Source organism: Halorubrum ezzemoulense (assembly GCF_004126515.1).
In the GTDB taxonomy this organism is placed as follows: Archaea; Halobacteriota; Halobacteria; order Halobacteriales; family Haloferacaceae; genus Halorubrum; species Halorubrum ezzemoulense.
In genome coordinates this window covers 1-21259 of the sequence record NZ_CP034942.1, presented here as the reverse complement: position 1 = coordinate 21259, position 21259 = coordinate 1, and the positions used below count along the sequence as shown (strand labels likewise).

The following is a 21259-nucleotide window of genomic DNA, read 5'->3' as shown; positions in this document are numbered from 1 at the left end:
TACTGCTTGCTGTGATCGATGAGATTCTTCGCGGCACCACCATTTATATACTCGAAACGGGACAGTGACACACCTGAAACAGCCTCCAAAGGAAAAGATAGCCATCCCGAACCGCCTGTTGACGAGATCACCGACTCTCTCACCGGTGAAGGCTTCGACATCTTCCACGGGCGTGAGTACATCTCCTTCCGCACAGATAGCCATCTCGCACCAAATTCAACAGTAGTTGAACAGCATCTCGAGGGAAAAGAAGCCGTCATCCTCGCGTACAACGAGGACAGCAACGAGGTCGCACTCATCCCGCTATCAGCAGATTACGATCGGGGTGATGTTTACTCGCTCAAACGCAGCGATGGGAGTACGGTGATCGCCGCAACAGGATTCTTCAAAGAACACGACCTCTCCGTGGATCAAACCGTCCGGTATTCACCAGAATGGAACGGGGACATCGGCGGCAGTAACGTTCCTGGTGGATTGGTCATCGACCTCGACGAAGACGGAGAGGTCTACGCGGCTGCCTCACCATCGGGGTCTACTGACGAGAGCTAGCACTCGGCTACACACCTAACTAGGCACCCGCACAAACACGATAGATCGCCGGACTACCGCGGTCCATAGACACTCGACGTACGCTCCAAGACCAGCTTTTCTTTTTCCGTCGGTCGTCCTATTTCCAGAGGACCCAACATCAGCCATCGTAACACAGACCAGTTCTTTGACGCTCCTCTGCGGATACTTAGTCTAGAAGACGAACCACCGGCACATCAGCGTTGAATTGGAGACGAACTGGGGATACATCAGCGTTGAATTAGGGACGAACTGAGGACACAGCAGCGTTGAATTGGAGACAAATTAGCATCAAATCCCCGTCCTAATAGCCCCAAACCAAGACTTTCAGAAAGCAAAATACGAATCGCTGTTTAGCGAGAAACCCGCTTCCAACAAACACAACTCTTGCCCATTATTGCTACCGCCACCAAGCGTTCTATCATATCCTATATGGTTTTGGGGGGAATTTGAGGCTATAATTACAAGACGGCAGCGGGATTAGTAGGGGTGCTTCATGAAGTGCGTAATGACAAGACGGCGGCGGAGTTAGTGGGGTGCTTCATGAACCAATCCTGAATCCATCAAGTAGCGATCGACCTACCGTAATGACAAGAAGGCGGTGAGATTAATGGGGGTGCTTCATGAAGTGCGTAATGACAGGAAGGCGGCGGGATTGGTAGGGTATTTCATGAACCAATCCTGAATCCATCAAGTAGCGATCGACCTACCGTAATGACAAGAAGGCGGCGAGATTGCGGGGGTGCTTCATGAAGTGCGTAATGACAAGAAGGCGGCGGGATTGGTGGGGATGCTTCATGAACCAGATTTGGACCCAACAACCACCGACAAATATCCTATAATGACAAGAAGGCGGCGGGATTGGGGGTATAATTCATTAATTACATATCTATATTGGTAGGTCATCTAATGACAAGAAGGCGGCGAGATTACGGGGGGTGCTTCATGAAATTGCGACCAGCCAAATCGGGCGTCGTTGTTCAGCCATAACCAGAGATAGCTTTAGAGGCCCTATGGAGCAATCTCCTGCCCTCGTCGCAGTTCAGCCGAATTCACACAATTAGGGTTCAGGGGAGATGAAGTTCAGTGGATAGTCGCGTAGCGAACGATTCGGGCCGGAGCCAAGAAACGGACGGGGGAAAGGGGGGGAGACGGGAGGCGGACAAGGCGAAGACTATCAGAGATATGATAGTGGATGGAACCCTGAGTGAGCGGCGCAGGGGACAGGGGATGAGAGGCGATGAACAGGGACCGACGACAGGCAAGTAACGACCAACAACCAGAGGCGACGGAACACCACCAACGTCGACGGCGACGGGAGACAACCGACCACTCGAAACGACGACCGAACCCGACAAGGCTGACCGACGATCGATACACCGAGAACGCGGACCCAACGCTCGACGACGGACCACCAACTGATCGACAACACCCCGACACCGACTCGCGGGCAACAACGAGACTACTCTGACGGCACCAATCCGACGAGCGACGACGAGGACTGACCCGGAAGGGACACGGATCAACAACGACCGGCGGCGACCAGCAGGGACCAGACCGACGACCAGGAAGCGACAGGGCGACCTCGAACAGCGACCAGCATCAAGGATGGACCAAGAGGCGAGCGACAACGAGGGACCACTCGAAACGACGACCGAACCCGACGACGAACAGCGGCGGCGGGGCAACGACAGAAGGTGGGGGCCAGATCACGATGCGAGAGTGTAGGGTGAGAGGCGCGGTCGACGACGTCGAGAGTCGCGGTTGCGATGCGACGGTGAGGGGTGGGTGTGCGAGGCAAGGCGATCGAGACCGCACCGAGTGCGAAGCGACGGTGGGGGAGAGGGGCGACGACGACAGCGAGGCAACGATACCGCGGGGGCGGCGAAGCGACGGGGACGGCAGGGGGCAACGACGACGCCGGCAGAGACCGAACAGCGAGAGCGAAGCGGCGATGGGGGCGGGGCAGCAACGACGACGAAGACCGCGATCCGAAACCACCGCAGCGGGGGACAGCTATCGACGACCGTTCAGCAGAGCGCAGCAATCGGCGGGGGACGAGTGAGGCGAGAAGGGGGAGGTGGAGATGGAAGGTGGGGCGAAAACTCGATCCCCCGGATTGCCGTAGGCGGGTCGTTCAGGACGGAGCCGATGTGGATGAACAGGGCGGGGCCAGATGGCGACTCGGGGCGGGGAGTAGCCGGGTCGGCAGAAGAGGAGGGAATCCCCAAAGAGTAGGTGGGAGCGAAGCGCAGTTGATGTCCCACAAAGACTCGCCCGGAAGGCGACTTACTACGTGGGAGCAAATCGAGTCGGTATGGGAGACCAAATTAGCGCGATGGTAGACGGGGATCTGAACAGCATTCTCGAAGCGATGGCAAAACACCATGACATCCCGAAGAGCAGAGTGATCGAACTGCTCCTCCGGGAGGGCGTCCACGCACGCGAGATGCGATACCGCTACGAACAGATGGACGCGAAGCTCGATCACCTCATCGACAGCCTCAATGTGGGGTCGACCGCAACGGACGCAGTCGAGGACCGATTCGAAACAGTCAGCGAACGGTCGTTGCCCGCCGGCGTCGCTGGTGTGGAGTTAGCCGACAGCCCACTGCCGTACTTTCAGAGCGCCGGGAGCTATCCAGATCGATCGGACGAGGAGGCAGTTGTCCGGGATCAGGTGTTCGACGAACGGGATGCGGTTAGGAAAACAGACGACGACTGATCGATCTGCCGCCGGCATAGTCGAACTCACGCTGGGGCAGCATCGTCGTCGGGGTGCGGTGTCGATATCTCGGAACTGACCTCAATGGCGTCGCCGGGAACGAAGGCACCCTTTGCCCGACCGGCTCGCTCAAAGTGGACGATATCGTACTCGGCGAGTAGTTGGTCGCGTCGCAAAGTCGTTCAGAATACAGTTCGTCCCGTTTCCTTTGACAGGGTAGATCTCTCGGATGCGTGACTTGATGATGGACAGACTACCTCTACATGTTATTTTCAGCCACATCAGCCTTCTACCGAAATTACGGGAAACTTTACCGTAACTCAGGTTGAACGGTTTTCCGACGCGAGTAGATTATTGAGACCTTCTGTGAATCACTACAACCGCGTCGACGATCGCTCTTGACCGAGATGAAGCTGAACTCGCGCGAATCCTTGCTGATCAACTTGCCGAATAGACATCTAAATCCCAAGACATCAGTAGTTACCGTATAGTTTGACTAAATTACGGTAATATCTCTCAAATTACTTTGTGAGGTACTGGATGCTAATTAGGAGTTGGTTCGCTCGCGGATTCGTTTGTATCCCTCGAGAGGAGTGAGAGGGATTCGGAAAAGGGATGACCCGCATCCGATCCCGCTCAGAACTATGCAACAATCAAAATATACAACGTATGCGTATGCGGCCGCCACCGACGCAACTGTTTCACGGCCGGAGTGGTGGTCGTACACGCGGCACGAGCGAATAGTCGTACCGACACAAACTCTCGGACAGCCACTACTAGCTGGCGACCTGAACACGCTGCCAACTCCTAGTGGACCCGTCGTGGGCAAGCGCTCACCGAGAGTCAAGGGCAATGTCTGACGACTCACTTCGGCAGGCTGTCCGGGATGCGTGGGGTACTGAGTGTCTCATCTGTGGGCGGGCCCCTGAAGACTGGGTTAACAGTGACAATCGGCCGTTGGTAAACTCACTCCATCACATCAACGGCGACGATACCGACGACCGTGTCGCCAACCTAATCCCGCTGTGTCAGCGCTGTCATATTCACGTCCACAAGACGGACGCGACCCCATACAGGCAGTGGCATCGCCAACTCCCGATCGAACACCGAAATGCGTGGAATGCGCATCATAAAGTGTACTACGAGGGGCCACGGCTCAACAGCGCACAGGCCGAGTGGTTCTACGGCGATAATGAGGGCACGCCACAGAGCGCACGATTCCACGATAAAAAGTCGGAATCGCCCGATGAGTCTCACGAAACGACTGAATCCGACACTAACTCGACGTCAGAGACGTCAGAGGATGATGACTCAGAAATGACATAGCTAGTCGTCGACGAGAGGCTCGGTAACTCCGGTAGCGATCAGGTCCGTCGTGGTGTCAATTCGGATCCCAGCTTGGAGACAGTAAGCATCAAACACGCTCCAAGCAATGAGGACCAATATCAGATCGGGTTCGTTAGCCGAGACGCCCACGGCTGGTAGCGACTCAAAAAACAGGAACTGGCCAACGCTGGCGGCCAGTTAGACGTCAGCCCATCACCGATATCGGTATTACTCACTGATGACCAACTGCGTGATGGCCACTCGAGACCCACGGTCACGCTAATTTTTTAGAATAGTACTTTCGCCCCGCTTGCCCGAAGTATAAGTCACAGAGTCTGTAATCTTGGGGTGAGGGAGCACAGCTGAGTCGGTCTCACCGACCGAACCAGCTGTTAAAGAGTATCACACGCTCCCTCTCCCCCTGAAAAGAGCTGCCGATTTCGTGAGAATGGCCCCCGATAATCCAGAGACAGTCCGTGGCACCTGCTCATTCTGTGGCGATACAGTTACTGGCCGACACGCGATAATCGAGTATGAAACAGATAGCGGTAGACCGGGCGTGTGGGCCGAATGTCCAAGCTGTGGCGAGGTCGTTGACCCCACCCATGCTCAGTAAACAGTTCATCCAGCAGATTGTGAGACTCGATCTACCATCGACAACCCACCACGAGTGCCGTCACTGTGGATACAGCGTGGGGAAGGACATCGATGAATGTCCACAGTGTGGCGCTGACGAGATTGCGGCCTACGACCTCGAGTAATTGCTGGAGCGCTCACAGTTGGTGGAGAAGTTTAATGCCTTATGTAGCATCCGAACGCTAACGTGGCATCAATTATTACATAAGGTGTGGAGGAGCCGCCACCACCGACCTCGCTACCCAAGTATCTCGCAAAAGGCTCCCAAAGCAGGATACGGAGACGCTCCACGAGATACAGAGCTACGTTGGGGTACTCATCGAGTATCGCGACCAGCCACTCGGCACCGATGAACTTCCCGAGACAGCTGAATCCGTCAACAAGCCCGACAGTTCAGGAACTGGACCATCGTCAAAGAGAAGATCACCTGTGGCGACGACAGCTGTAAGTGCGCCAGCGGAGATCGTCAGGATATGTACGGCCCGTATCTCTACCGCTACTATCGTGAGAATGGGACGATGAAATCAGAGTACATCGGGAAGCCGGGAAGTGGGTAGTGGTGAGTCGGTCAACGTCGACTAACGAGCATCCCGGGAGAGATACGCTTTTCACTGTACGCACACTTAGACAACGGTATACGATGAACTGGGATAGTGAGCGAGAAATGGCCAAAGACGTCGAGGAGAACGAGGAACTGTACGAGGCGCTCGCAGACGACGATACCGACGACGACAAAGAGTAATCAGCGATACTCTTCAGGAAGGACCTCGCCGAAGAACTGAAGCCAGACGCGATACAGCTCGTCCGTTTCATACAATCTGTCGAGATGGATCGGAGGTATCTCTCTTCGAACGTCGTGTGACTCAGCTCGCACCCGTTTGACCCGCTCCGTCGACCATTCTCCCGGTTCGATCCCGTTGTCACGGAGCAGCTTTCGCAATGTAACGATCGCAGTACGGTGGTTCCCATCCGGGAAGAAGTGTTTCCCTACGAGCGCGTGTATCCAGAGCGCGCACTGTTCGGGAAGCGGCCGGTCAGTTGGGAACTCCTCGAGAACCCGTTCGAGATCGCCGTTTCTCACTCGCCAGATCTCCTTTCGCTGTTCAAGGAACGACTCGTCGTGTGGATTGTCGTAGTGATGGCCGTCTGCTCTCAGAAATTGTGTATTCCGGAATTTGAAGTTCTCCGGCTCGATCGACGAAAGATCCGTGATACGAGGGGCTGGATCCGTCGAGTCTCCCATTCGTTACACGCCCCAACTCATTCGATCTACATTACTTGTGGGGGAGACATGCGTATACGGTTCCTCATCAGACCTGGTCGATACTGATGAATGCCCACAGGGTAGCTCTCACGAGATTGCGACCTACGATCTCGAGTAATTGCTGAAGAGCTCACAGTTGGTAAAGCGAGTTCAACTCCTTATGTGTCACCCGAGCGCTAAAGTGGGACTAGTTGTTACATAAGGTATGGAGGAGCCGTCACCACCCACCTCGCTCCCGAAGTATCTCGCAGAGGGGCTCCCAAAACAGGATACGGAGACACTCCACGAGATACGGAACTACGTCGAGGCGCTCATCGAGTATCGCGACCAATCGGTTGACACGGCTGTGTTGAATCACTAGATAGCGTCGGGATGGGTCGCTAAATCAAAGGAGTTGAAGCGGGATGATTCGGTTGTTCATGACGCAAATCTCCCGCTTCACTGGTGAGATTGTGCCGATTGCCCAAGTTGTTACCGGTGATGGAGACGAATCCGCCGCCCCGGAAGGTGGCGGCGGATTCGCCGATTATGCCCTCGTTTCCCTCCATTGTCTGCGGATTTACCTCGACACGTCCTACCGAATGACCATCGATTTACTGAAGGAGATGCCACAAATAACCGGGGAGATCGGCCTTGACGCGGCCGATCTCCCCTCGCCATCCACGTTGTGTAAGGCGTTCGACCGGATCAGTATGAGTGTCTGTCGAGTGCTGCTGCGCCAGTCGGCGCAGCTGCACGACCTCTCGAAACACGGTGCTATCGACGCCACATTCTACGAACGCTCAACTGCGAGCCGCCACTACTGCCAGCGGATCAGCTACCGCGTCCAGAAGCTGAAAGTCACGAAGCTCGTCGATACAGACTCTCAAGCCGTTCTTGACGTACACTGTTCGACGAACCGGAAAGGAAGTGACGCCGACCTTGCCGAGCAGATCGCCCGCCGGAACGCGGCCGATCTGCGGTCTCTCGCCGCCGACAAGGGCTATGACAAGCAATCGCTCCGCGAATCCCTTCGTGACCTCGGGATTCGCCCGCTCATCAAACATCGTATCTTCGCTCCCTACGACCACGCACACAACGCCAGAATCGACGAACAGCGCTACAATCAGCGCTCGATGACCGAAACCGTGAATTCGACTGTCAAGCGCTCGCTCGGCTTCGCCGTGCGAGCGCGGTCCTGGTTTCGTGAGTTCCGAGAAATCGCCCTGATGTGTGTCGTCTATAACATCAAGCGAGCTGTGAAACAGTGAATTCCAACGCTGTATGGCGATTCAACACAGCCATATAACAAGAACGAGTACTTCACACTGAAGCAGCTCGGCACCCACCACCATCTGATGGTGATCGGGAAGCCGAACACCTACACCACAGACGAGAGCGAGACGAACGTTTCAGTCGATCCCGAGGCACTCATCATCGTCGGCGAACCGACTCGAGAGCGGTGGGAGGCAAAAATGGCCGAGTTCACCCTCGACCAGATCGAAGCGTACGAGGGCGGCACTGCGTCCCACTTCGACGAGGTCAACATTACTATGAGTACAACATCGACGAGCTTCGAGAATACGACGGAACCGTCGTCGACGGGCTGACCGGAACCGACACCGAAGCTGCTACCCCAAACCCCGACAGTCCCAACGACGAATCGCCGACTCCCGAGAGGGACTGTCTCCCGGTAGCTGTGACTTCTCTGTAGTGCGCTATCAAGAATGTTAGCTAGCGTGTATCGCGTCTGGTGGGCGGTGATCGGTCTGTGGAGTCTGTTTTTATTTCTCGATTTGGGTGAGGTGAACAGTCAAAAGGGAAGCACCGCACGGGAGAGAGCTCCCACAGAGCCGTCTCGATTTTCAACCAGTTTGCCGCTCGCGTCATAGTGTGGACACACACTGCCGGCAGGGTCCAGACGACCAGCCACCCGAGCGGCCATTCAAAATCAACTAATGCGACCAGAACATCTTGAACAATCAGTCTTCGACCGTTGGGGCCAGCAATGCGTGGTCTGCGGTCGAACCGTAGAAGAGTGGCTTGAAACTAACTCCGGAGCGCGCAACCAGGACAAACTCTCTTTTCACCACGTCAACGGCGACGATACGGATCAGCGTGTCGAGAACGTGATCCCGCTGTGTCAGAGCTGTCACGTCCACATCCACAAGGTGGACGAGCCACCCTACCGGATATGGCATCGACAGCTCCCGATCGAACACCGTCATGCATGGAACGAGTACCACCACGAATACTACGAGGGGCCACGCCTGACTCGTGAACTCAGCTTTGAACGTTGAAGTAGGAGCGTGACGTAGGCGGTAGTGAAGACGGATGATGCCGATTACGGACTTCTTGTCGTGTACGCGTGTGTTTGACGAGTTCGAATCGCTGTCATCAGCTCAACGCCATCACGCGAAAACCTACGCCACCGGTCTTGTTGCGGCCAGCAACAAGACCGTGGCAGGCATCTCACGCGAAGTCCTTCCAGCTGGAGACAAACGCGCTCTCAACAAATTCCTCACCGAGTACGACTGGGACGAACAACAATTCAACCATGAGCGCCTCGAAGAACTCCAAAAACACGGTGAAACACGCTGGTCGAAGGATGGCTACATCATCCTCGACGACACGATCACCCACAAAGCCGGGGACGAAGTCCCCGGCGTCGGCCACTTCTACGATCACGCTGAAGGTGACACTGTCTGGGGCCAAGACCTCATCTACGCCTTCTACGCTGACAACAAAACCGCCTACCCACTCACCTTCCGACTCTACGAAAAACAGGACGACAATGACCAAGACCACGACACCAAGTACGATCTCGCCCGCGAGATCGTCACCGAACTCGAAGACGAGGTAGGTGTCCCGGCGGACACCTACCTCTTCGACTCGTGGTTCGCCCACGATTCTGGCCTTCCTGAACTCATCGAATCCTCCGACAAAGACTGGATCGGCCCGCTCCGGAGCAACCGACAGGTGACCTACGGCGGCGAAGAGATCCGCGTCGATGCGCTTGCAGAGCGCATCGACACGGTTGAACGCGACGTTGAAGACGAGACCTACCACATCTGGACAAAGAAGCTTCCCGTCTCCCAACTGGGAGACGTGAAGCTGGTGCTCGCTGAGAAAGAAACTGACGAAGAAGACGAAGAGAACCCGGTCAAGTACCTCGTCACGAACAAGATCGACGCACCAACCGAGCACATTATTCGCTCCTACGGGATGCGGTGGCGCATCGAAACGTTCTTCGAGGACTCGAAGCAGGATCTCGGCTTGGGAGACTGCGAGATGCAGACCAACGAAGGTGCCAGTCGGCACTGGCACCTTCTGATGGCTGCCTACAGTCTCGTCCGTCTTGATCCCGAATCGAGCGCCTTGGGGACGGTTCGCTCGAAAGCGTCATCGCTTCGAGCGAACCTCGAACACTCGCTGAAAGAAGCCGTTTACAACCTTCTCTCGTGGGTTCGAGACAACGATGATCGTAGCGTCGACGACCTGATGGAAGAGATTGATCACCTCTTCGTTCACTCAACAGCCGACGCTAACGTTCAAAGCTGAGTCGTGAAGAAGCTGTGAACCAGTTCGGCGACGATGGGGGCGTCCCAGTGAGTGTAAAGTATCTCGTTCATGAACGCGAGGGCTTCGACCCTGATGAGTTTGAAGCACCTGATATCGACTTGCTTCCCGACGATCATGCTGACGATGATTGTGACGAGTCCGCCCAAGACGACGATGGCGGCGACTGTGACGACGACGGCACCGCCACGTCGTAGCGGCTGATCTTAGCGGTTATTTTTCACGGTAAAGGGTCTCTGCGCCCACTAGAGTCGACTTTTAGAAAAGTGTTAAACTTCTTATACGGTTAGGGATAACCTCAAACTAAGTATGCCCTGGTAGCGTGGAGAAACCACCTGTCGCATGCGGCAGGTAGAGGTGAGTCAAGGGTTACAACCCATGTAGGTCGCCTAAGAAGCGATCAGGCCGTCACCGTGGTCGAGCCACTCACTCCAGTTGGGAAGTAGTGGCTTGGGCGTCGGTCGGCTGACAACGGCATCTAAAGTACATGATTCACTCGGTACTACCGACTGCGAGGCTCCGAGGCGGATGTTGACGGGGAACTCCCGTCGATAGTGAGCAACACTGTAGCTACCCCCCTCCTCCAGCCGACAGGCTGTCGATTGCGCTTTACTGCTCTTACTGGCTACGGGAGCACCCCCGCCGGGATTACAGGTCCTGTGTTGAGATCTATTGGTTTAGGAGAATGGTGAGCACGCTCTCGTTCAGATCTGTTCAGTAGTCACAGCTGACAAGTGGACAACTGGTGAACCGTATCCGGTCGGAGAGAACAGGGGTTGGAGCCTGCTTGGGTGGGTCGCTGCGAGACGAGCCGTTTGTAACTCTCGAGTGGGGTGAGGTGGGAATAACAGGGGTGACTCAGCCACAGCCCAGCACACGATGGTGCTGACGTGGTCGCCCGCCGTTCCCGCCTTGACCACATGAACGGACGTTACAACATACTACTGCCACGTTGTTTCGACGTTCAACTGCGTCTCGCTGGCTCCCATGGAGGCAGCGATGACTAGTCCCCGCCGACGCATACGGGAACGGACGGCTCGCGAAGCACTCGATATACATCTCGCACACGCACAAGCAATCATGCGGTGTGAGTCGACTGTCGTCCGTGCGCATCTTGAGGCAGCACGTGAGCAGTGTCAACGCCTTCCACCGGCACCGATTGTTGAGTGTCCCGTCTGCGGAGCGGCCGGTCTACCAGAACGGATCGCCGACCACGGCTGTCCCGTGGAAACTCACAACGACTGAATTCCCCTGACCTCTCACGTTCTTACAACACAATCTATGGATAAGCAGGAACGAATATTTCGGTCTAACGCCACCGATGAGGGCTTCGACATCTTCCACGGCCGTGAGTACATCTCCTTCCGCACAGATAGCCACCTCGCGCCAAATTCAACAGTAGTTGAACAGCATCTCAAGGGAAAAGAAGCCGTCATCCTCGCGTACAACGAAGCCAATAATGAGGTCGCACTCATCCCGCTATCAGCAGATTACGATCGGGGTGATGTCTACTCGCTCAAACGCAGCGATGGGAGTACGGTAATCGCCGCAACAGGATTCTTCAAAGAACACGATCTCTCCGTGGATCAAACTGTTCGGTATTCACCAGAATGGAACGAGAACATCGGCGGCAGTAACGTCCCTGGTGGGTTAGTCATCGACCTCGACGAAGACGGTGAGGTCTACGCGGCTGCGTCACCGTCAACGTCTACTGACGAGACCTAGCACTCGGCTCCACACCAGATTAGGCTCCCGCACAAACACAATAGATTTCCGGACTGTCTCTATCCATAGACAGTCGGCAAAAGCTTCAAATTCAATTTTTCTTTTTGCATCGTTCGTCTCATTTCCAGAACAACCCAACATCAGCTATCGTAACACAGACTAGTGCTCTGACGCTCCTCTGCGGATACTTAGTCTGGGAGACGAACCACCGGCACATCAGCGTTGAACTGGAGACGAACCACCGGCACATCAGCGTTGAACTGGAGATAAATTAGCATCAGATCCCCGTCCTAACAGCCTCAAACAAAGACTTTCAGAAGCCAAGATGCAGATTGGTAACCGGCGGAAAACCCGCTTCCAGCAGCCACAGTTCTCCCCGCTATTACTACCACCGCTAAGTGTTCTATCATATCCCATATGGTTCTGGCGAAAATTTGAGTCTATAATTCCAAGACGGCGGCGGAATTAGTGGGGGTGCTTCATGAAGTGCGTAATGACAAGACGGCGGCGGGATTGGTGGGGGTACTTCATGAACCAATCCTGAATCCGTCAAGTAGCGACCGACCTACCGTAATGACAGGACGGCAGCGGGATTGGTGGGAGTGCTTCATGAAGTGCGTAATGACAATACGGCGGCGGGATTGGTGGGGATACTTCATGAACCAATCCTGAATCCGTCAAGTAGCGTCCGCCCTACTGTAATGACAGGACGGCAGCGGGATTAGTGGGGGTGCTTCATGAAGTGCGTAATAACAAGACGGCGGCGGGATTGGTGGGGGTGATTCATGAAGTAGTTTTGGACCCGACAACCACCCTATAATGACAAGACGGCGGCAGGGTTGTGGGGTGTGCTTCATTAATTACATATCTATATTGGTAGGTCATCTAATGACAAGACGGCGGCGGGATTAGTGGGGGTGCTTCATGAAATTGCCACCAGCCAAATCAGGCTCATACGTTCAGCCATCGGACGAGAGAGCTTTAGAGAGTCTATTAAAGAACCTCGGGTTGTCTAATACGTTCAGCCGAATTCACACAATTAGGGTTCAAGGCCATCCGTTATAGTTTAACGCCTCACGCCAGCACCGTCTCCTGATCTGAATATCGTTGGGACTACCTGTCAGAGAAACCCGGTGGCTGCTGTGAGTTACAAACCACCGGATTCAGTGATTATCGACCGGATCAAAAGAGCGTTTCCCTCTGATGAGTTGCGCGAGCGCGCTCGCGCAACGAATCTCGTCCAACGAGAGCGCAAGTTCGACACTGTCGCGTTGTTCTATACCCTTTCACTGGGTTTCGCTGCTGGATCGGATCGCTCTATTCAGGCATTTCTCGAACGGTTCGTCGAAATGGCTGACTGTGACGAACTTGCTTATCCAACCTTCCACGGCTGGTTTTCACCCGCGTTCGTTGCACTCCTGCGAGAGATTCTCGATGACGCCATCGAGAATCTCGAACCGGGACAAACCGACCTCAGCGGACGTCTCGAACGCTTTCGAGACGTCCTCATTGTTGACGCCTCTATCGTCTCACTCTACCAAGACGCTACAGATGTCTACGCAGCGACTGGCGAAGATCAAGCTGGCGTAAAGCTCCACCTTACGGAATCACTCTCAACCGGACTTCCTACGCGGTTTCAAACGACTGACGCCAAAACGCAGGAACGGAGCCAGCTACCCACCGGCGAGTGGGTAGCTGGCGCACTCGTCTTACTCGATCTCGGCTTCTACGACTTCTGGTTGTTCGACCGTATCGACCAAAACGACGGCTGGTTCGTCTCACGGGTCAAAGATGACGCAAACTTCGAGATCGTCGAAGAGCTTCGCACATGGCGGGGAAACAGTATTCCACTCGAAGGCGAGTCGCTGCAGGACGTCCTCGACGACCTGCAGCGACAGGAGATCGACGCTCGGATCACCCTCTCATTCGACCGCAAGCGAGGGTCGGGCGTCAGCACGACCCGAACGTTCCGACTCGTCGGTGTGCTCAACGAGGACAGCGGTGAGTACCATCTCTACGTAACGAATCTTGCCAGAGACAACTACCACGCGCCCGATATCGCACAGCTCTATCGGGCGCGCTGGGAGATTGAGCTGCTGTTCAAGGAACTCAAATCGCGCTTCGGTCTTGATGAGATCAATACGACAGATCCCTACATCATCGAAGCGCTGATCATCGTAGCGGCGCTCTCGCTGCTGATGAGCCGCGTTATTGTGGATGAACTCCGCAAATTAGACGCAAAGCGGCAGGGGAGCGACGACGACGCGGCCGCGTCGTCGACGCGTCTTCCACGTCGTCGGTGTTCTCATGCGCTCGAACGTCACGCACACCTAGTCCAGCTGTACCTGATGCTGGATCTCGGGTATGAACTGCCAGATCTCGACGAATTGCTGTTGTGGTCGTCACGAGATCCAAATCCACATCGACCAAGATTACGTGAGCAGGTTGAGTCAGGCGAGTTCTGGTAGAAACTCGCCTGACAAGCCGGTCAGCTCAGAGGTAGGTAGTAGCGACAGCTCTGGATCGGCGACGCACTCACCGGAGTGAGTGCGCCGCCTTCAGAGAGTGACACAGATCTCAGCATCCGAGACAGAAGAACATCCATTCAGTTCTCCGATCACGCTTCATTAGCGATTCGACTCAACACCGTCTTGTTCAACTATCCGCATAAACACCGTCTCGACGCGCCGCTAAACTACAACGAATGGGTTCAAGGCAGATGAAGTTCAGTAGATAGTCGCGTAGCGAACGAGTCAGGGCGGAGCCGGGTAACGGACGAGGGGAAACGGGGGAAACGGAAAGCGAACGAGGGGGAGACTATCAAGGATATGATAATGGATGGAACCCTGAGTGAGCGGCGCAGAGAGACGGGGGCACGAGGCGATGAAGAGAGACCGACGACAGGGGAAGACACCAGGCGACAGTCGAAGCGACAGAGACGACCACGGAAGAGCCACCAGCATCGACGGCGACACGTGGCATCGATCAACCCGAAGCGACGAACGACCCCAACCGGGATGACCGACGGTCGGCACAACGAGAAAGCGAACCCGACGCTCGACGACGGACCACCAGCTGATCGACAACACCCCAGAGGCGATCCGCGACACTACCAACAAGACCACCCCGACGCCGACAACTCGACGAGCGGCGACAGGCGAGGACGGACCAGCAGGGACACCGACCACCGACGACCGGCGGCGACCAGCAGAGACCAGACCGACGGCCTGGAAGCGACACGACGACCTCGAACCACGACCGACATCGAGGACGAACCAGCAAGCGAGCGACGACGAAGGGGACCACCGAGACGACACGACACCCGACGACGAACAGCGGCGGCGGGGCGACAACAGGAGGTGGGGGCCAGATCACGATGCGAGAGTGCAGGGTGGGGACGCGGTCGACGACATCGAGAATCGCGGTCGCGATGTGAGCGGTGTGGTGTGGGTGGGCGGGGAGATGCGACCGTGACCGTACCAGATGTGACGCGACGGTGGGGGCGGAGGCGACAACAGCGAGACAGCGATACTACGGGAGCGGCGAAGCGACGGGGACGGCGAAGGAAATGACGACATCGCGGACCTCAAAGACGAGTTCGAAGAAGTCGAAGAGCTCGTCGGTGTGATCAACGACATCGCCGAGCAGACGAACATGCTCGCGTTGAACGCCAACGTCGAGGCGGCGCGGAGCAACAGCGACGGCTTCGCGGTCGTCGCCGACGAGGTGAAGAACCTCGCGAATCGCTCGCAAGACCAAGCTGACGAGATCGAAGACATTGTCGCGAGGATCAAGGAGAAGGCTTCCAAAACCACCGCCGAAGTGGACGCAGCCAACGACGTGATACAGTCTGCGAGAGACGACATCCAAGCCGTCCTCGAGAACCAAAAACAAATTCTCACGGCAGTTGAGCAAACTGAGAGTGGGATCACCGAGATCGCGGAGGCAACAGACGAACAGGCAAGCGTGGCCGAAGAGATATCGAGTGCCGTTGACGACGTCTCCGAGCGGGCGACCATCGTGAGCGAGGAAATCGCAGAGATCGCGGCCGAAAACGAGAGCCAGACAGAGATGGTCTCGGATCTCACCCGGCAGGTTGAACAGATTGACCGTGAACTGGCGAGTGTGATGAATTGGCCAGTTTGAGCGGTCCGCGCCCCACAGACAGAACAACACACCCATCCCACGTTTCCGCTGTAGATCTCCAGAATATCGATACTTCAGGCCGTCCCCTGTAGTCGTCTTTTTTGACATCTCTCTCTGTCTTCAGGCGGAAGAACCCCGACCACGGTTGGGATCTATGACATCGCGCGAAATGGCTACTCACGACCTGCGGTCACGCTGCTGTCCCAGAACAATACTTTCGTCCCGCTCACCTGAGCTATAAGACACAGAGGCTCAAATCTTGACGAGAGGAAACACAGCTGGGCCGGTTTCAACAACCGGAGCAGCTCCAAAGCAGTGTCACACGCTCCCTCTCCCCACGAAGTAGCCCGTGAATTCGTGAGAATGACTCCTGATGACCTAGAGACAGTCCGTGGCGACTGCTCGTTCTGTGGCGAGACAGTCACGAGTCGGCACGCAATCATCCACTATGAGACCGCTGGCGGCGACACAGGCGTGTGGGCCGAATGCCCCAGCTGTGGCGAGATCGTTGACCCCACCGATGCTAAGTAAACAGTTCATCCGGCAGATCGCCAGGCTCGAGCCGTCATCGACAACGCACCACGAGTGCCGTCACTGTGGGTACAGCGTGAAGAAGGAAGTCGATGAATGTCCACAGTGTGGCTCTCACGAGATTGCGGCCTACGATCTTGAGTAATCGCTGAAGTGTTCACGGTTGGGAGAGAAAGTTCAATACCTTATGTATCGCCCGAACGCTAATATGGCTCCGATTGTTACATAAGGTATGGAGCAGCCGTCACCACCCACCTCGCTCCCGAAGTATCTCGCAGAGGGGCTCCCCAAACAGGATACGGAGACACTCCATGAGATACAGAACTACGTCGAGGTGCTCATTGAGTATCGCGAACAGTCAGTTGACACCGACGAACTTCCCGAGACTGCCGAGCCCGTCGACGATCCAGACAATACGGAGAAAGGAACGGTCGTCAAAGAGAAAGTCACCTGTGGCGACGACAACTGTAAATGTGCCAGCGGGAATCCCTCGGACATGCACGGTCCGTATCTCTATCGCTACTATCGTGAGAACGGCACGATGAAATCGGAGTACGTCGGTAAGCCAAAAAGTGAGTAGTGGCGTGAGAAGTTTGCAATAACCACCCGTTCGTGCCAACCTGCGGTCCTAGACTTCTCCGCGAAGGGTGTCATCAACGACATCAGCGAACGCAACGTTCTCACGCACCTGTTGCATCTCGACGGTGACGCGGTCTCCGACACTCGTTTCGGGAACGATCACGACGTAACCGTGCTCAACTTTCGCGATCCCGTCACCTTGGTCACCGAGGTTCTCGATTTCAACGTCTCGCTGTTCACCTTCCTCGACAGGCGGGCCGTCGTATTCGTGTTGCTGAGCAGCGTGGTCAGCTGACTGAGTGACCTCAGTCGTGTCGGTGGCTTCGGTATCCGACGTCGATGTCGATATGAGCGCAACACGGTATGTTTCACCCTCAGAGAGTGTCTCGGTGGCTATCTCACGGTCTGGCACAGGTATCTGGTAGGTGCCATCGTCTTGCTTAACAGTCGCAGTATACAGTGTCTGGAGCGTCTCAGAAATGTCCATAAATCGCGTATTGTGTTGACTCGTGCCAGATAACTTGTTTCTAGCGTTTCTAGTGCTCTCAACTGAATACCGTCGGTCTGATCAAGGTTCCCGAGAGACCACTTCAGGACTCATCGCCAGCATCAAACACGGCCGCAAAGTCTTCGAGAAGCTCCTGTGGCGATCGCTCATCACTACGAGACGGAAGTGGAGCTTCCCAGCATTCGATCTCGAGCATGCGCGCATTCGACACTGACACCGGTTCGGTTGTCACATTGAAAATTCCAGTATGATAGATCGCCAGCAGTCGCTGCTCATGAACGGTGACGTAATCGATTCCGGCCCGGTCCAGGACTGTTGAAACGTTAGTCGGCTCAGATAACGAGACAGAGACGCTTGGAGACGGCGAGTCGGTCATACCAAGTCCTAGGTCTATTCTACTGATAAATACCCAACTTGAGTACGATCCGGATACACCATCTGGCCAGTTGCCGTGGCCGGTCTGTCGTCTCCCAACGAGTACGATAGAACAGTCCTCCCGCAGTCTCGGCCGTGACAGTATCCGCCCAGACGCCGGCTACCCACCAGTTGAACGAGTATGGAAGGATGTCCCGGAGTCAAAGCTGGTGAGCTCGGTAATACGCTGCTCCAGTTCTTCGATTTCAGCTTGGAGCTCGGTTGTGTCTTCGTCGGCTCCAGCCAACTGGTCTTTGAGCCCTTGGAGACGGGTTTCTTTCATCTCTTCGTCGACGTCTGCCTTCCGTACATACTCGCTCTCTTCAATCTCGTAGACATCGGATTCAGAGAGTGACGTTACCTCCAGCGCGTCGTCGAGTTTGCTCGTGTCGACGCTCATCACCCGCTCAGGGTCGATCCCTTCTGCTTCCAGTAGCTCAAGGACTGCTTCGTCATCTTTGAGTGTTCGATTCCGACGGACAGCCCGTTGAACGGACCCGTATTGACCACTCACAGGTTGATCGTGATGGAGGCGGTCAAGCAAGACGCCACGGACCTCCTGCCGAAGATCGTTGGCGTTGCGCTGGACGTCGGACAGCAGCGTGTAGAGATTCACGAGCGTCGGCACGTCTAGTTCGGTGAGTGACGTCACATCGTGCTGCTCGAGTGCGTCGATCAACAGAAGCGCATCTGCGTACACCGAGATGTCGGGCTCTTCTCGTGGACCATCGTCCTGTTCAACCGTGTGCGCATCGACGAGTGGCGACGCTGTTGGCGTCTCGCTTTCGGAGAGCGTCCCGTCCCGGTCGTCGATCGTGAATCGCGGATGGAGACTCATGACGGTGGCATACGGTTCAGCTCCGGGTGGGAGGCGATCGAGATCGAACGACCCAGTCGCATCGTCAACGCGCTCAAACAGCGTCTCGAACTGCTCTCGCTGGAGCGGGACGGTCTCACTGTCGGCCTGACACTCGATCAGCACTCGGTGTTGCTGGACGTCGGTAATGTGAAACGGCTTCTGAGAGAGCGGAGTGAGGAGTGTAGCGTCTGCTGGAAGCTCCTCCACGTTGTCGAGGAGATTGTCCCACGTCACTCGAAACGACATACTGGCGATTCAGTACTGCGAGACAAAAGCATACGGGCGTGTGTGATAGCTCTCTCCGTGATTAACCAACAGAAACAACGGAAGCGCCAGCTTGTTGGTTAATTTCTGAGCCTATCCTCAGAGGATCTTTCCAAGGTCCCCAGTACTGCCTAGGTGTGGGGTGACAGTGGTCGTTTCGTGAGTTCCGTCTGCCTGATTGAGATGGTAATATACTCACCACTTTCGGAGATTTCACGCGAGGCAGACAGTCCCACGCCACACGTGTTATCAGCAAGAATTCACGAAATGGTGGGGTGTCCTCAGAAGAGCAGAGGAGGTCGCTATGTATCCTGAAATTGCTGAAACGGTGGGGGGTGTTGTATAGATGAACAGGGAGTCGAAAATCACCCCACAACAAGACTACGCGTTCGGTCGATCAGCACTGATATGCTCGAAATCGATATCTGCAAACCGAGCTGTATCCTTGAGAACTTCGACAGCGATCTCGGTATCGACTTGGAGCTGATACTCCCAAGCAGGACCACCGATCGAACCCGCCGTCACCTTTTCGCCTTCGGCGATACCTTGCATGTCGAGTTCACGGAGATGATCTTTGAACCGTCGCTGACCGAGTTTGTCGGCATCGATTCGTGAGGCGACACTCTTGTACACGCCGTAGATCGGTTTGGCTCGGACGGGAGCATCCCCGGAAAGTTCCAGGGCAGTGAGCGCAGCAAGGGCAAGATGGGCCTGTGTCGTCATTTCACGCATAGCCTCAACGACGGCTTCTCGCTCAACGAGTGCCTGGGCTTCACGGGCGTGCTCCGCACCAACTTGGTCGTCACCGTGTTTATCCGCCAATTCGCCGGCTTTACGGAGGTATTTGATCGCTTGACGAGCGTCGCCCGTATCTTGTGCCGAGAGTGCAGCGACAAGTGGGATCACGTCATCGGTCAGTACACCATTCCGAAACAGATACTCCTGCCCGGATTGGTCGATTTCGACGACAGTTCCCTGCGGAACTCCATCGGCGTCGACTTCGTCGATCGGAGTCAGTTCGGTATCGCGGAACGCCTTCGCTGCGCGCCGGCGGAGGATCTGCTGGAGCTGCGTCGCATCATACGGTGAGAATAGGACGGAATCGTCGTAGAGCGAACTCTTCACTTTCGGACTGAGATTATCCCGCCACTGGAGGTCGTTACTGATGCCGATGATGCTGGGGAAGACGTGGTCCTCAACGTAATCCTGCGCTCGAGCTCGGGGGAGACTGTAGAGAATCCGGTCGTCGTCTCCGAGCGTATCGATTTCGTCGAGGACGATGATGATCGTGCCACCGATCTCGTTCATCGCCTCGAACATCATGTCCATCACGACGTCAGTTGCGTAACCAGTCGGACGGCTGTTGTCGGTGAGTTCTTGGTAGATACGGGAAGCAGCCTTGTATGACGTTGAGAGATCATGCGATTCACAGGAGACATATGCTGTCGTGAGGTCCAGATGATCGGATTCTTCCTCGGCATGTGCCTGTAGTTCGGAGAGTTTGGCTTTCGCAGCGGCAGTTTTCCCTTGACCGGCCTTCCCGTGGAGGAACACGTTGTTGGCACCGACTCCGCGAGCCGCGGGAGCCAGCGACATATGAAGATCTTCCATCTCGTCAGTTCGTTCGGGGAGATTGTCGGGATGATATTCCTCACGAAGGACCTCTTCTCGTTGGAAAATAGGCGAGGTATTCGAGAACTGGGTCATATGCGGAACCCTCTGGGCAAGAGATAATAAAACCCCGGTTACAGCAATGTCTAGAATGTCGTCAACCGGCGGTTCCAAACAAAATAGACAGACCACACCCCCACCACCGTTTCAGCAATTCTCGTGCCAAAGAGTGGGGACGATTAGTTCCAACCGAAACATACGTTACAGTACGAAGACACGGTTCTCAGCCACCGTTACCTCTATTTCAGTCGGATTAAAGACACAGCGACTCTTATTGTACTATATATTCTTTTCCTTTAGTAGTAGTAATTGTAGTAGTAAGAGAGTAGATAGAGCAGTTACAACAAGTATAGCAACCTATATTTGAAGGATTTATAAGAGACGTACCTCTGGCGGGACTCGTCTTCGTATTCGACCCGATCTCTTATTCGGGTGAATTGCTGAAACAGTGGTGGGGGTCCCAACGGCATCCGTTACTTCGATTTA

The 21259-nt window shown here is 55.4% G+C and carries 16 protein-coding genes and 4 pseudogenes; 15 read left to right on the top strand and 5 right to left on the bottom strand.

Going from position 1 to position 21259, the window contains the following annotated elements:
• The first annotated feature begins 18 nt into the window (after positions 1–18).
• The 4 genes and pseudogenes from EO776_RS18540 to EO776_RS19535 all read left to right on the top strand — a co-directional run bounded on the left by EO776_RS18540 (position 19) and on the right by EO776_RS19535 (position 5811).
• Positions 19–549 (top strand): hypothetical protein, encoded by a 531-nt coding sequence (locus EO776_RS18540; protein WP_129452709.1) that lies wholly within the window; start codon positions 19–21, stop codon positions 547–549.
• 2356 nt (positions 550–2905) lie between these two features.
• Positions 2906–3292: a hypothetical protein gene (locus tag EO776_RS18535; protein ID WP_246041595.1), complete on the top strand. Its 387-nt coding sequence runs from the start codon at positions 2906–2908 to the stop codon at positions 3290–3292.
• Between the two features lie 1774 nt (positions 3293–5066).
• Complete coding sequence (locus tag EO776_RS19960; RefSeq protein WP_439330843.1) at positions 5067–5234, top strand: DUF7837 family putative zinc-binding protein; 168 nt, start codon at positions 5067–5069, stop codon at positions 5232–5234.
• Between the two features lie 231 nt (positions 5235–5465).
• Positions 5466–5811 (top strand): annotated as a pseudogene (locus EO776_RS19535) (DUF6788 family protein).
• Positions 5812–5996: 185 nt separating this feature from the next.
• On the opposite strand, the gene EO776_RS18520 reads toward EO776_RS19535, so the two are convergent.
• Positions 5997–6497: a hypothetical protein gene (locus tag EO776_RS18520; protein ID WP_007992836.1), complete on the bottom strand. Its 501-nt coding sequence runs from the start codon at positions 6495–6497 to the stop codon at positions 5997–5999.
• A gap of 226 nt (positions 6498–6723) precedes the next feature.
• Between EO776_RS18520 and EO776_RS19165 the strand changes: the two are divergent.
• The 11 genes and pseudogenes from EO776_RS19165 to EO776_RS18470 all read left to right on the top strand — a co-directional run.
• A pseudogene (locus tag EO776_RS19165) lies at positions 6724–6861 on the top strand (DUF6788 family protein); the annotation flags it as partial.
• Between the two features lie 76 nt (positions 6862–6937).
• Positions 6938–7768, top strand: a complete 831-nt coding sequence (locus EO776_RS18515; protein ID WP_129452707.1) for an IS5 family transposase — start codon at positions 6938–6940, stop codon at positions 7766–7768.
• A gap of 87 nt (positions 7769–7855) precedes the next feature.
• Complete coding sequence (locus EO776_RS18510; RefSeq protein WP_129452706.1) at positions 7856–8107, top strand: hypothetical protein; 252 nt, start codon at positions 7856–7858, stop codon at positions 8105–8107.
• Between the two features lie 348 nt (positions 8108–8455).
• Positions 8456–8779: pseudogene (locus EO776_RS19705) on the top strand (HNH endonuclease); the annotation flags it as partial.
• 52 nt (positions 8780–8831) lie between these two features.
• The gene (locus tag EO776_RS18500; protein ID WP_129452469.1) at positions 8832–10058 is read left to right on the top strand and encodes an IS701 family transposase; all 1227 of its coding nucleotides are present in this window, start codon (positions 8832–8834) and stop codon (positions 10056–10058) included.
• 14 nt (positions 10059–10072) lie between these two features.
• Positions 10073–10273, top strand: coding sequence for a hypothetical protein (locus EO776_RS18495; RefSeq protein ID WP_129452705.1), 201 nt, complete (start codon positions 10073–10075; stop codon positions 10271–10273).
• Positions 10274–11357: 1084 nt separating this feature from the next.
• Positions 11358–11801, top strand: coding sequence for a hypothetical protein (locus EO776_RS18485; RefSeq protein WP_129452704.1), 444 nt, complete (start codon positions 11358–11360; stop codon positions 11799–11801).
• A gap of 1133 nt (positions 11802–12934) precedes the next feature.
• Complete coding sequence (locus tag EO776_RS18480) at positions 12935–14269, top strand: IS4-like element ISH30 family transposase (RefSeq protein ID WP_129452703.1); 1335 nt, start codon at positions 12935–12937, stop codon at positions 14267–14269.
• Positions 14270–15371: 1102 nt separating this feature from the next.
• A pseudogene (locus EO776_RS18475) lies at positions 15372–15947 on the top strand (methyl-accepting chemotaxis protein); the annotation flags it as partial.
• 363 nt (positions 15948–16310) lie between these two features.
• Positions 16311–16478: a DUF7837 family putative zinc-binding protein gene (locus tag EO776_RS19955; RefSeq protein ID WP_456152232.1), complete on the top strand. Its 168-nt coding sequence runs from the start codon at positions 16311–16313 to the stop codon at positions 16476–16478.
• Between the two features lie 232 nt (positions 16479–16710).
• Complete coding sequence (locus EO776_RS18470; protein ID WP_129452702.1) at positions 16711–17058, top strand: DUF6788 family protein; 348 nt, start codon at positions 16711–16713, stop codon at positions 17056–17058.
• Between the two features lie 48 nt (positions 17059–17106).
• On the opposite strand, the gene EO776_RS18465 is transcribed toward EO776_RS18470, so the two are convergent.
• The 4 genes from EO776_RS18465 to EO776_RS18450 all read right to left on the bottom strand — a co-directional run bounded on the left by EO776_RS18465 (position 17107) and on the right by EO776_RS18450 (position 20809).
• The gene (locus EO776_RS18465) at positions 17107–17544 is read right to left on the bottom strand and encodes a TRAM domain-containing protein (protein ID WP_129452701.1); all 438 of its coding nucleotides are present in this window, start codon (positions 17542–17544) and stop codon (positions 17107–17109) included.
• 103 nt (positions 17545–17647) lie between these two features.
• Positions 17648–17941: a hypothetical protein gene (locus tag EO776_RS18460; protein WP_129452700.1), complete on the bottom strand. Its 294-nt coding sequence runs from the start codon at positions 17939–17941 to the stop codon at positions 17648–17650.
• A gap of 159 nt (positions 17942–18100) precedes the next feature.
• Entirely contained in the window at positions 18101–19084 is a 984-nt protein-coding gene (locus tag EO776_RS18455) for a hypothetical protein (RefSeq protein WP_129452699.1), read from the bottom strand.
• Between the two features lie 399 nt (positions 19085–19483).
• The gene (locus tag EO776_RS18450; RefSeq protein ID WP_129452698.1) at positions 19484–20809 is read right to left on the bottom strand and encodes a Cdc6/Cdc18 family protein; all 1326 of its coding nucleotides are present in this window, start codon (positions 20807–20809) and stop codon (positions 19484–19486) included.
• Between the last annotated feature and the right edge of the window lie 450 nt (positions 20810–21259).